The sequence below is a fragment of the Cupriavidus phytohabitans genome, from assembly GCF_000426345.1.
Classification (GTDB): Bacteria; Pseudomonadota; Gammaproteobacteria; order Burkholderiales; family Burkholderiaceae; genus Cupriavidus.
The window spans coordinates 1-12,731 of record NZ_AUFE01000049.1 but is presented as its reverse complement, the minus strand read 5'-3'; the positions used below and the strand labels follow the sequence as shown (position 1 = coordinate 12,731).

Here is a 12,731-nt window from a genome sequence, read left to right as displayed (position 1 = left end):
GTAGGAAGCCGCCACGCCGCGCGGTGCGCGCGCGGCATGGTGCTTCGGTGTGCTTCAGTGTGTAGTCTGCCGGGGCGGCGGCTCCGCGCAGTGTCAGGGCATCAGGCCATCTTGCACTGGGTCTGCTCGACCGGCAGGAAGGCCTTGCCAATGCTGACCACCTCGGCGTAGTCGTCCTTGTCCTTCATGCGGGACTTGGCCTTGCCCTTGAGCAGGTAGTAGTTCTTCAGGACCTGGTGGTCGGCGGCGCGGATTTCCTCCGGCCCGGTCAGGCCCTCGTACTTCATGCCTTCGAGCGCCGCCACCACGGCCTTCGGATCCGCGCTGCCGGCCTTGATCATGCCGTCCACCATGATCTTGGTGCAGATGTACGAACCAGCCAGGCTGTAGTTGGGGTTGGCCTTGAACTTGTCGTGGGTGCGCTTGACCAGTTCGCGGTTCAGCGGCGTATCCACGCCGTGCCAGTACTGCGCGCCGAAATAGACGCCCTCGCACAGATCGGCGCCGAGCGACTCGAACTGCTCCAGCCCCGACGCCCAGGCCAGCAGGATGGTGGTGTTCTTCTTCATGCCGAAGCTGACGGCCTGGCGCAGCGTGTCGGCGGACTGCGAGCCGAAGTTCAGGATCAGCAGCACATCCGGCTTGGCGGCCAGCGCATTGGTCAGGTAGCCGCTGAATTCCTTCTCGGTCAGGGCGTGGTAGCTGTTGCCGACGTGCTCGATGCCCTTCTCCTTGAAGATTGCCTTCGCCGCCGACAGCAGCCCCTCGCCAAACACATATTGCGGCGTGATGGTGTACCAGCGCCTGGCCTTGGGCATCGATTCGATCAGCGGCCGCACGGTGCGCTCGATCGCGCCGAAGGTCGGCACCGACCAGCGGAAGGTGGCGCGGTTGCAGTCCTTGCCGGTGATCTCGTCGGCCCCGGCAGTGGTAACGAACACGCCGCCGAATTTTTCGGCCTCCTTGCCCATGGCCAGCGACTCGGACGACAGGATGCCACCCGCGAAATAGCGCGCCGCCTTCTGCTGCGCCAGTTCCTGCACCTTGCGCACCGCGGTGGCAGGCTTGCCTTCGGTGTCGAGCACGCTGTAGCGCAGCGGCCGGCCCAGCACCTGGCCGTACTGGTCAAGAGCGAGCCGCATGCCCAGGTCGGCAAACTTTCCGTTGGCGGCGAAGGCGCCCGACATGGGCACGGGGCAGCCGAATTCCAGGGCCTCGCCGGCGGCAAAGGCGCTACGGCCATGGATCAGGGAGGTGGGAACGGCAGACAGCGCCGCCAGTTTCAGCAGGTCACGACGGTTCAAGGCTCACTCCTCGGTATGTGGGGATTGGGCTGCACGGGGCGAAAGTCTGGACAACGCCATGTCCCTGGCGCGACACCGTCTCCCCGACTGGTGACTTTCGCCCGGCGCCAACAGTGACCGAGCAAGAATCGAACCTGTTTATTCTATTTATACGTATAAATAGAATAGAATCATCTTAGGAGTCGGTCAGAATCGTTGTCAACAAAGGGAAAGTCAGGGTTTACGCACCCTCCGCGCAGGGTGGCCAGAGAGTCCGATCACCCCTTCGATTCCACGACAGGCAGGCTGCGGAAACGGTGCAGGCATGCCAGCCAACCAGGCAGCATGCACAGACAGGGGGCAATCCGGCGGCGCGCGCAAGACGCCACCACGCGTGGTTAGAATGCAAGCGCCCAAGCCGGCATGGCTTGCGGCGCATGACAAGGAAAGAGCAATGGCGATGTTTCGGGAGGGCAAGACCGGAGCCATCGAGATCCGCAAGCAAAAGCGCGCGGACCTGGTGGCGGAAGAACTCAAGCGGCTGATTACCCAGCGCAACCTGCGCCCGGGCGACAAGCTGCCGCACGAGGTCAAGCTGCAGCAGATGTTCTCGGTCAGCAAGAGCACGATCCGCGAGGCACTCAAGTCGCTGGAAGTGCAGGGCCTGATCCGGGTCAGCACCGGGCCGACGGGTGGAGGCACGATTGTGGAAGTCCCGCTGGATCGCACCTTCCAGCTAATGCAGAACTACCTGTTCTTCAAGGACGTCGGCATTGCCGACATCTATACCGTGCGCCGCCTGCTGGAGCCCGAACTCGCCGCCGGCGCGGTGCCGCACCTGACCGAGGACGATTTCAAGGCGCTGGAGCGCACCATCGACCTGTGCGACCCGGCATCTGCCGCGGCAGCGACGCCGCTGCTGGACCAGCGCCAGGAAGACCTGACCTTCCACGACATCCTGGCCGCCGCAAATCCGAACCCGATGCTGCGGTTCTCGTGCGAGCTGATCAACGAGATGATCCGCCAGCTGGTGGTGTTCGGCAACGACACCCCTGCCTGCGAGCACGAGAAATTCGGCGCGGCCAACGTCAAGTTCCACAAGCGCATTGTCGAGGCGGCACGCCAGCGCGACGCCGAGAGGGTACGCGCACTGATGTCGGCCCATATGGAAGAGTGCACGCATTACGTCACGCGCATGAACGGAAGGGTCCATGGCCGCCTGGTGCTCGACTCCGAAATGCCCCGGCGCGGCCGGATGCTGCCGGCAGACGACGAGCTTGGATGAAGCCGGTGGCCGCGCCGGACGTATCCCGACGCAACAGTGCCACCGCTTCGCGGGAGCGTTAGAAACCTTGGGGTTCAAACTCCGAGAGCCCGAGTTGCTCCAAGAACTCAACTACTTCCCTTGACCTGGGTTCCGTGGGTGGCTCATACCTAGCGAGTCTCTCGACGAGGTCACCGTTGATCACGGCACAACGCACCTGAGCGAGCATATAGACATCGTTCGGCGACCAGCTCATTTGTTGACGCTTGCACAAGCGTGGCATGCGCCGGACGCCTGCGAGCTCGCGACAGGCCCACTGCGCCCGTGGTGGAGTGCAAGGCACCGTCACGCTGCCTGCCTCGTCGAGCCTGTTATTGGTGTCGGCGAGACGTGGAGGCCCATCGCCCGGCCTGGCAAGGCAGCGCGCACCGCGCGATGTCCTCAAAAGCTCGATCCTATTACCTGATAACTGCTATTATCAGGTTTGATTTTTTCCGTACTATATGGGGTTTCGCACACTTCACTTGGAGTTTCGTATCGCTTGGAGAGGTGCCGGGAACGGCGCTGGCGGCGGAGAAGAAGGGGCGTCCAGGCCGCGTATCAGGAGGAGTATCAGCGCCGGACACGAGAAGTCTAGCGGGAAAATGCGGCGATTTCCAGCCTTGCCGGGCGGCCTTGCCCTCACCTTCACGCGGCTATGCCTGCCACTGCCGTGCTTGTCTTAAACGTTATCAGGTAAGAAGTAACCACCGACCACAGCCTCAAGCATTTGTTATGGCTCAACACAACCACGTCGCTGCCGACACCCCGCGTTATACCCGGGCCGACTTCACGGCACTACGCTTTCGGCTCAATCGCATCCCGACCGCGGACATCCTGGTGCGCGTCTATGACGAAGACGCTTTGCTCGCCGCCGGCATCGAGACATCGGCGCAGCTGGAAGCCAGGCTCGACGCCATGCGCGACCATCTGGTCGAGCGCGTTTGCCTCAGCAATCCGTATCTTTCAGAGAGCCTGGCAGACGCCCGCCGTTTCAATCGCTGGCCCAAGACCGCCATCGACTATTTGGTGCGTGCCGCCGACCAGGATTTCTCCCAGCCGAAGCCTGATGATCCGGTGTCGGCATGGCTGCGTCCCATCGTATTCCAGGCGCTGCGGCACGAGCACATCCTGACTGTCGCCCAGTTGCATGCCTATATCGCGCTGCGAGGCAGGCGCTGGTATTTGCCCGTGCCGAGGCTGGGTGCCGGCAAAGCCCGTGCGATCGAGCGCTGGCTGCAGGCCCATGCGGCCACGCTGGGCCCGCTCGTCATCGCCGACGACACGCCCCAATCGGGATCGGTCGACCTGGGCGCCGATCTCGCGCGCAACCTGGTGCCACTGGAGCAGATACAACGGATCGTGCCGGCGCTCGACGGCAGCCAGGGCCGTAACCGGGCGCCGGGCTTCTGCCTGATTGCTGCGCGTCATGATTTGGAGGCGATCCAGGCCTACCTGTACCGGTTCCGTGATCGGGACAAAACCGCGCGCGCCTACCAGAAGGAGTTGGAGCGCTTCCTGCTCTGGTGCGTGGGCGTGCGCCGCACCGCGTTGTCCAGCGTGGGCGCCGACGATTGCGAGCACTACAAGGATTTCCTGGCGCAGCCAGATCCAGCCTGGATTGGCCCCAAGGCGCCACGCACCTCGGCCCGCTGGCGCCCGTTTGCCGGCGCCCTCAAACCGGAATCCCAGCGCTACGCGGTGCTGGTGCTGCGAGGCTTCTTTGCCTGGCTGGTGAGCGTGCGGTACTTGGGCGGCAACCCCTGGCTGCTGGTTCAGGACCCGGTGACGGCGCGCCGGGAAGTGCCGATCGCAGTCGAGAAGGCCCTGCCTGGCCAGTTGTGGGAGGCACTCATACGGCCCGAAGGCATCCTCGACCGGCTCTGCGCGAAATGGTCCTCGCCGCCGCAGGCAGCTCCCCTGGCCGCGAAAGACGCCGATGCACCAGGTGCCCAATACCGTCTGGCGCGCGCAGCCGTGTTGCTGTTGGGGTGCAGTGGCGCGCGCCGCGAGGAGGCGGCCCGCGCGCTGCGATGCCATCTCCAGCCGGTCCCGGAACAGGCCGGCATACCCGCGGGCCTTTGGGAACTGGCCCTGCTCGGTAAGCGCAACAAGTGGCGCACCGTGTTTCTTCCAGCGCGAGTCATCGACGCGTTGCGCACGCACTGGGCCGACCGCGGCCACGATTTCGAGAGTCCCGACCAACCGTTGGCGCTTCTCTCGCCGGTGGTGGTGCCTTTGACGCGTACGGCCCGGGCAAAGCACCTTAGCCTGGAGGGCGGCGCGCCCGTGCTGAATGGCAAGGGATTCTCACCGGATGGGCTGTATCAACTGCTGACGACGACGCTGCTGCGTATCGCCGACGACGCCACGCTCCCTCTGGCCGCGGCAGAGCGTGACCTGCTGCGCCAGGCCGCGCCCCATGCGCTGCGGCATACGTTTGCCACCCATGCAGTGGCAAACGATATGCCTGCTGACGTCCTCCAGCGGCTATTGGGGCACGCCTCGCTGCAAACGACCTCTATGTATGTCCGCGCCGAACGGGCACGCGGCCTCGCCGCGGTGTCGAAGCTCTTCCCCAGTTAGGGCGCCTCCGGAGGAACCCTTCCGATTGGTGCCGAGGCCGCTGCCGTGTCCGCCAGTAGGCTTGCCTGCGATCGTTGGTGGCTGCGGCGTAGCGCCTCAGTCGTCTGTGCGGGCACGGCCAGCTGGGGCTTCTTCTAGGAGGGCCGCGCCAAGCCCAGCATTCCTCATCAGTGCCCCGCTGCGGAGCATCGGCTGGGAATTAGCGGCAGGCGCACCGCCCTGGTTAGCCGAGCGGAGGCGGCGACTGTCCCGACTCGGGACAGTCGCCGCCTCCCGATCCGGACAACGCCAGCACATCATTGCCACAGGCGAAGGTTGCGCCCTGGAGGCGACCCGCTGTCAGAGATTCCGCGCCGAAGTGTCCCGACTTGGGACAGCGCGGCCCGGGACGGCGGCGGTACACCGCGTATCGGCCCCCCTGCTGCGGCACGACATCGGCCTGCAGGCGGCGGCGGTGGATTGTGCGAAGCCGACCTCAGATTGCCAGTACCATCGCCTGGCCCGTGGGACATCGAGGGCCCGCGCTCTGGGCAGGGAGTTGGATGCGGCTAAGCCGACCCACGTCCCAAATTGGGACAGCTGCTCTCGCGCGCCGCGGCGTCTCACATGTAGTTCAGAAGGTGGCATCGATTGCCGGATCCCGCGACCTCGCACTTCAGCCCATTCTCGGCACAAGGCCGCCTGATCCCTGTTGCCTCGGCTGCCGCAAACGCGGACGGCCCAAGCGTCGGAATCTCTCCAGGGGTAAGGATGGAACAGCCACGGTCGAAATCTCTTCCTCAATAAGTGTCCCAAGTCGGGACAGGCGTGGTTGCTGCGCGGGCCACCGGTCGCTAAGGTGCAAGTGCGACGCTGGCCTGCCCCTCGCCCGGTCGTTGGTCATGTCGAGGGCAAGGCTCGCTCGAAGCATCGGTGGTTGTGGTCGCAGTGATAGCAGCTGAGGGTTCATCGGCCGATAGGCCGTCGCACGCTTCACCGGGGCAGACATGGTCTCCTATTGGTGCCTATCCCAAGCTGCGGAATCCATCCCGACCATCTGGCGCCACGCCGCTGCAGGCAACGACAGTACGGCTACAGCAACGGCCCGCGCGCCAAAGCGCGAACTTCCCAGCCGCCACCGTACGACGCCTGTCCCAAGTTGGGACAAGCGTCGCCGGTATGTCCTTGTTCCACGCGGGCACATCGCAGCAACCGCGCGGGATCGCGCCGTGGATAGGCTCGCAGAGACACGAACCTGATGTCCCGAGTTGGGACAGTCCCTTCGAAGACCGCCCGTTTCGGCAACCTTCGATATCGGTGTGTTTAGCGTCAGGGGACACCTGGTTGCGGCACGACATAGGTTAGCCAACGCAATTCACGAGTCCCGGGGAGCGTCGGCCGCGCTTCGGCCTACCTAAGGCACCAAGTCGCACTGTCATATAGCTGCCGGCAGCGCGGCTGATGCCAGTGTCCCAAGTCGGGACAGTTTCTTGCCTGTTCCATGGAGTGTCACCTTACCGTCTGACAGGACACTGCCCACGCAGCCAACGCCGTTGGCCAGAACGCGCAATCAGTCCAACCCGAGGCAGCACCGCCACAGGACGCGGAGCGCGAGTCTTGGTCCTTGGCTTGTACCGACTTGGGGCAGTCCCTGCGCGGCAGGACACCCGATTCAGCGGTCCCCCGCATATAAGTGTCCCGAGTCGGGACAGCTTTGGCCTGCATGGAATCGCCCGCCGAAGGCAGAGCCGGGCCACGACCCTAGTTGTAGCAGGATCAGAGTGTCCCAAGTCGGGACAGTTGCCGCACAAGCGGCCAAACAAAAAGCCCGCCATGTGGCGGGCCTTTTTGTCGCGTCGCGCCAGATTATTTCGGCTGGTGGTGGAACGTCTCACTGATCAGCTGGCGGATCTGGGTCTCAAGCGCCTCGGTCAGTGCACCGAACTTGATCTTAACCGTGAAGCCATTGGCATCCTTGGTAATCGAGCCGGCGTGCTCCTTGCCGGCAAAGAACTTGTCGATACTTCGCTCGCTCGCTGAATTGGGGGCATCAATTCGACGGGTTGCCAGCGCTTTGATTGCACCGGCCACTTTACCCTGGTCCATCGTGCCAGACGCCACCAGCGGCCAGATTTCCTTCGCCGCTGCATCGCCCGCCTCACCATACTTGCGGATCGTCATGACGATCGCTTCGGCGGCCGTCCCGCCAAGCAGGGTAGGCTGAAGGTCCAGATCCCGGATCACATAGTCGGGAAGTTGTGCGAAGCTCAGGAATCTGTAGAGGCCGCTCCTGGACAGCCCGAGGGCCTCGGCCAGTCGTGAGCGGGATGGGAATTCCTTCTCGGTCTGACGAATAGAAAGCGCAATCTCATAGTCAGAGAGATCGTCACGGCTGACGTTCTCTACGAGGGCCAGCACCGCCATATCGGCGTCAGACGGATCAGCGACCACCGCTTTGATGGTATCGGCACCCAGCATCTTGTGGGCGCGCCACCGGCGCTCACCTGCCACGATCTGATAGCCCGCTTCGGCGCGGCGCACCACGATGGGTTGCATCAACCCAACCTCGCGGATGGACTCAGCAAGGTCCGAGAGTTTGGAATCGTTGAAGACGCGCCGAGGCTGCCAAGGGTTCGGCATGATGTCAGCGACAGCCAGTTGCGATGCAACCCCGGCGGCCTCCAGCTCCTTCACACGCATCTGTGCCACGGCCAGAGCCCCAGCCAGGCCAGGTGCGGTCTGCGTACGGTCGTTACGCTTGATCTCGTCCTGCTGAATTGCCGATGTTTTCCGGATACCAGCCGTCTTCGCCAACAGCTGTTCTCGCATATTGCTCATTGCGCGCTCCTCCATTTTTCTGCGTAGATTTCATCCAACCATCGGCAATAGTCCACAATCGGCTGGCGCACCCGCTGCAGCGATTTTGCTGCGCTATGGGTACTACTCACGTCGAATACGGTTGAGAACGCCAAGGCCCCCGTGCTCATCACAGAACTGGCGGGCACCTCGATTGAATGCAGCCAGCTTTCATAGGCGCTCTGCGCCCACGCCCGAACAATCGGTGCGGAGGACGTACGCCCATAATCGACCCGCGACAACAGCAACGACACAAAGTCGTACTTCTTGTCCGCTTCGTATTTGATGAAGCTCTTGGAGACATCCGAGAACAGACGCCAGAACGACAGGGAGCTAATGAAGTCCAGGTTCTCCGGGACCATCGGCATAACCATCGCGTCTGCCGCCAGCAGGGCATTCAGGTTCATGTAGGAAAGCGACGGCGACGTGTCCATGAGGATGTAGTCGTAGTGCTTCCGTAACGGCTCCAGTCCCTCCCTGAGGACGGTCCAGAAGCGGAAGCCCGGCTTGACCTTCTGCATGGCAGGTAAATGGAACTCCGCGCCGATCAATTCGGTGTGCGCGGGAATCAGATCCAGGCCGTCCCAGTACGTCGATTGCACTTGGCCAAGCAAGCCGCCTTCAATCTGCTGATCGTAGATATACGGCAACACGGAGTCTTCCGGCGAGACGTCTTTCTCGGCGTACAGCCCACATAGTTCGGACAGCGACGCCTGTGGATCCAGGTCCACCACCAGCACTTTCCTGCCGCGTAGCGTCAGCCCCTGGGCGAGGCACATCGTTGTCGTAGTCTTGGCCGACCCGCCCTTTAGCTGCGCCGTAATGATGATTTTCCCCTCGGGCTCGCGCGTACCGGTGACTAGCGGTGTCTGATAAATATCCGAGACTTTCTGCACCCACGTGCGAGCCTCCTCCAGGGTGAAGGTGCGGGTGCGTCCGGTTCCCGCCGCGGTGCCTGGCGGCAATTCCCCATCGCCCTTGGTGGCCAGGTATTGCACCTGGGAATGTGAGATGTTGCACATCTCAGCAATCTCCCCGGTCTTGAATACCGGCGCCGTTTTTCTCGGGCGCGGCGCTAGAATCGTTTCGCGAAGTTCATCCGTAAAAATGGTGACCTTTTCCGCGAACTGGGATATCTGCTCAAGCGGGACAGTTCGGTCGACTGCAGGAAGTTGGCTCGTTTTCACCATTCTGAGGTTTTTCCACAAAATTCTGGAAAGCTCAGAATACAGGAAACGCTTGAGTAATGCCTCATAAACTGTTGTTTTTGAAGCTAACTTCTCTAAAAAAGCGTTCGTTTTGCTCAAATTTTAAGCAAATTAGGGGCGCCTAGCCCTGCACAACCAGATACGGCAGGTTTCCCACAGGCAGCCTCTGCGCATGCCGGCGCGACAACCGAGCACAAATGACCTCACCATGCCCGGCGCAAGCCAGCAGCCAGGCCGCGGATTACCTGGATGCCGGAAGCCTATTTCTCGGATTCTGCACAACTGACTCACCTTCCACGCGATCCTGGTGGGCTTCGCGGCGTGGGAGTCCGCCAATATCCGCCTGGTACCCGATGGCTCAGGCACGAATGGCGCGGAAACGGTAAAGGTGAGGTTCATTGTGCGCGCTGTACGCGGGCACTCCTCCGCACCGCACAATGAACCTCACCTTGCCCGGAAACCGTCAGAGGCGACTTGCACAAGCAACCTCACCTTTAGCGCAGCACAAAAAACCTCACCATCCGACGATGCTATCCCATGAGAAATTGCGAGCAGGGGCCGCGATGGCGAAGCATTGGGCGAGCGGTCAGCGTCGTGTGCGATGCGAGTAAGCGTGCTTCCGCTTCCGGCCGGTTTGTTCGGTTTTTTTTGAAGTAAACCCACCGACAAACAAACGGCGGAAACCAAAAGCGTTTCAGATCAAACACTTAATGTCGACAAGGTGAGGTGCAGTGTGCCAAAGGTGAGGTGTGTTGTGCCACAACCGTGCGGTTTGTTGTGCGACCAAGGTGAGACCCATTGTTTCTTAAGGTGAGAGTTCTTGTGCCGAGCCAACAAAGGTGAGGTACGTTGTGCGCGGCCTGTGGATATCCCCGCCGGGCATTGGTGGGACGCCACGGTAGCCCCTATTCGCCTTGCCCCATGGTGAGGTCCATTGTGCGTAGGGTGAGGTTCGTTGTGCGGGCACCGTAGGGGCAAGGTCAGAACCCTCCTACCGGGCCTCTATGGTGAGGTTCATTGTGTTGAGAACCTCACCATCACGTGCTAGAGTCACCCCAGCCCAAAAGAGGGGAACCAAAAGTATGGCGGCCGAGAATCCGGTGGAGATCAAAGCGAGGACCACGCCTCGGCAAATGGCGCTCGCATTGTTCGAAGACATGTTCGACCTCGGCATGTCCATCAACGAGGCGAACCGCGAAATCGGCTATCAGCGCAATAACTTCTTCACGGAAATCGTGAACATGGGACTGGCGGCGCGGCGGTTCCTCGATGCCGCCTACTTCATCGTCGCCCAAGAGCCGGAAGTCCCCGATCAGTATGATGTTGAGCTGAATTACTTTAAATGGCTCATGCGGTACGACAGCCGCAACCTGAAGCATCTGCGCACTATCGCCGATGAAGCCCAGAACGCGAAAATCCGCGTTACCAACACGCCCTCGGACCGTGAGCCGGCCGAGGATGACATCTGGGTACAAGTCCAGTTGATCGGCATGGTGGCGATGCACCGTGGACGTATCCGCTTCGATGTGCACCACAGCCTGATCCCACATATTCGGGACCCACGCAAGTCGCACTGGCTGAGCCTGCGTATCTCGACCGCGTTTACTCGTAGCCTGGCACGCGCCATCTACGACAAGGTATTACCCAGCGTGCCGGCAGGGCGCACTGACTGGATCAAGCTTGACGAGATGCGGACCTGGCCCGGCAAGATGGGCGCGAACGCCAGCATCTTCAAATACTTCAAGCGCGACTGGCTCGAGCCGGCAGTCCGGGAAATTAATGAGATCTCGGACATCGAACTGTCCTACGAAACCAGGACGGAATCGACCTCGTCGAAGAAGGTGGACCGGATCCGCTTCCAGCTGCAGCGCAAGGACACGGCGGACGCAGTGATGGCGAGCCTGTCTGATGCGAGCCAAATCTACAAGATCCTGAAAGACGAGTTCAACCTGTCGACACGCCAGTTCACCGAGATCTCTGAGAACCGCGAAACATGGAATGATGACCGTATTCTGCAAGCCATCGAGTACACGCGCTTCAAGCTCAATCGCGGCCAGGTGAAGAAGAGTCCGTCCGGCTATCTGATGAAGGCGTTGCGCGACAACTGGCGCATGTCCGAAGCTGAACGGACCATGGTTCAGGTTCAGACCAAGCTACTGACGGAGGAAACTGAGCAGGAAGCCCTCAAGGCAGCCGTAAAGACGTCCGTGGAGCGTAGCGTCGCTTCGCGAGAGGACGAAACGCGCGCGCGCATGAATGATGAATCTCGCCAAGGGCGAGAGCATTTCACGGCGTCTGATGCCAAAGCCCGCCGCGAGCATGTTCGGGCCTGGCTTGCGTCGAGGGAAGGCAAGCTCGTGCTGCGGCGGATGAAGCTGGAGGCGCCGTCCATCACCGAGGAAATCATTCTGACAACGCCTGATCTGTCCTGGTACCTGGGACAGTTTGTGTTTGGCCGAATCAAGTCCCAGGTAACGCAGTGACCTGGGTCGCATAGTTCGCGTATGCACGCCGGCACGTGCAACGGAATTGCCCGTCAATCTTCACAGTGGCGCAGCGCCAGGCCGCCGGCGACCGGGACGCGGTGAGACGGAACTGGCGGCGGCCCAGCGCCGGGCCGAGCGCGCCGAGGCGGAGGCGGCGCTGGCGCGAGAGCTGCTGGCAGAACTGCACCGGCCGCGCGAGCGGGAGGGCGCCGGTGGTGGGCGGTAACGGCAGACTGGGCGGCCGTACGCGTCAAAACCAGCTGTCCGCGCGCCAGTTCCTGCGCATCAAGGCCCACCGCGGCGCCAAGAAGGCCTTCCTCGCCGTGGCCGCCTCCATGCTCACCGCCGCCGACCACGTGCGCCGGGATGCGTTGAGTATGCCGACCTTGGCCCCGGTTACTTCGACCGCCATCATGCCCAAAAGTCCATTCGCCGCCTGCTCAAACGCCTCGCCGACCTCAGGTGTAACGTGAATTCCATCGCTCATGCTGTCTGACGCTTCCTCTGGTAGCCATGGCGTCTCGGCGGGCAACAAGTGATAAAAGAGGCTCTCCAAAATTCCCCTTCCAAAAAGACTTGCAAGTTCGCCGTTGAGGCATTAGTATTCGCCCCCCGTTCGCAAGGCACCGCGCAACGTGGAGGGGAAAAGGCCTGCAAGGCGTTACTCGCCAGAATAAAGATTTTTTCGAAAATGATTGATTGATCGAGGAAATTTCTTTAAGATCTCGTTTCTTCGCTGCTGACAAAACAGCGACGCGACAAGCAAAGCGAATCGCGAAAGTTCTTTAACAAACAAACACCGATAAGTGTGGGCGCTTGATTAACGGATGCGAAAGACTTCGGTCTCTTAGCTTACAAGTTATACAGTGCTCGCACAGCAAAACGTGACTGGGTCTTCGGATCTGGTCAGTCAGTTTTCTGAGAGTGAGCGACCGCTCGAAAGAGCGAGACCCGCGAGGGTCACACAGAGATTGAACTGAAGAGTTTGATCCTGGCTCAGATTGAACGCTGGCGGCATGCCTTACACATG

Annotated in this window: 7 protein-coding genes; 3 read left to right on the top strand and 4 right to left on the bottom strand. The window is 61.6% G+C overall.

Annotation, left to right across the window (positions count from 1 at the left end; genetic code table 11):
* Nucleotides 1-101: 101 nt before the first annotated feature.
* Nucleotides 102-1,304 carry an ABC transporter substrate-binding protein gene (locus K309_RS0125905; RefSeq protein ID WP_029049100.1) on the bottom strand — a complete coding sequence of 401 codons (1,203 nt, stop codon included), beginning with the start codon at nucleotides 1,302-1,304 and terminating at the stop codon, nucleotides 102-104.
* 433 nt (nucleotides 1,305-1,737) lie between these two features.
* Here K309_RS0125905 and K309_RS0125900 point away from each other — a divergent pair, with 433 nt between their 5' ends.
* Together K309_RS0125900 and K309_RS0125890 are read left to right on the top strand one after the other, a co-directional pair.
* Nucleotides 1,738-2,568, top strand: coding sequence for a FadR/GntR family transcriptional regulator (locus tag K309_RS0125900; RefSeq protein WP_029049099.1), 831 nt, complete (start codon nucleotides 1,738-1,740; stop codon nucleotides 2,566-2,568).
* Nucleotides 2,569-3,321: 753 nt separating this feature from the next.
* A complete protein-coding gene (locus K309_RS0125890; RefSeq protein WP_029049098.1) occupies nucleotides 3,322-5,172 on the top strand; it encodes a site-specific integrase in 1,851 nt (616 codons plus the stop codon).
* A 1,845-nt stretch (nucleotides 5,173-7,017) separates the two neighbouring features.
* Here the strand turns inward: K309_RS0125890 and K309_RS0125885 are convergent.
* A complete protein-coding gene (locus tag K309_RS0125885; RefSeq protein ID WP_029049097.1) occupies nucleotides 7,018-7,989 on the bottom strand; it encodes a ParB/RepB/Spo0J family partition protein in 972 nt (323 codons plus the stop codon).
* Nucleotides 7,986-9,197, bottom strand: coding sequence for a ParA family protein (locus K309_RS0125880; RefSeq protein ID WP_029049096.1), 1,212 nt, complete (start codon nucleotides 9,195-9,197; stop codon nucleotides 7,986-7,988). Before K309_RS0125880 ends, K309_RS0125885 begins: the two co-directional genes overlap by 4 nt.
* A gap of 1,100 nt (nucleotides 9,198-10,297) precedes the next feature.
* On the opposite strand from K309_RS0125880, the gene K309_RS0125875 reads away from it, so the two are divergent.
* The gene (locus tag K309_RS0125875) at nucleotides 10,298-11,698 is read left to right on the top strand and encodes a replication initiation protein (protein WP_029049095.1); all 1,401 of its coding nucleotides are present in this window, start codon (nucleotides 10,298-10,300) and stop codon (nucleotides 11,696-11,698) included.
* Nucleotides 11,699-11,951: 253 nt separating this feature from the next.
* Here the strand turns inward: K309_RS0125875 and K309_RS0125870 are convergent, their stop codons facing one another.
* The gene (locus tag K309_RS0125870) at nucleotides 11,952-12,257 is read right to left on the bottom strand and encodes a hypothetical protein (protein WP_029049094.1); all 306 of its coding nucleotides are present in this window, start codon (nucleotides 12,255-12,257) and stop codon (nucleotides 11,952-11,954) included.
* Nucleotides 12,258-12,731 lie beyond the last annotated feature (474 nt).

Coding starts and splice junctions, on each gene's coding strand:
- K309_RS0125885 (WP_029049097.1), bottom strand. CDS start 7,989: ATGAGCAATATGCGAGAACAGCTGTTGGCGAAGACGGCTGGTATCCGG.
- K309_RS0125890 (WP_029049098.1), top strand. CDS start 3,322: ATGGCTCAACACAACCACGTCGCTGCCGACACCCCGCGTTATACCCGG.
- K309_RS0125900 (WP_029049099.1), top strand. CDS start 1,738: ATGGCGATGTTTCGGGAGGGCAAGACCGGAGCCATCGAGATCCGCAAG.
- K309_RS0125875 (WP_029049095.1), top strand. CDS start 10,298: ATGGCGGCCGAGAATCCGGTGGAGATCAAAGCGAGGACCACGCCTCGG.
- K309_RS0125880 (WP_029049096.1), bottom strand. CDS start 9,197: ATGGTGAAAACGAGCCAACTTCCTGCAGTCGACCGAACTGTCCCGCTT.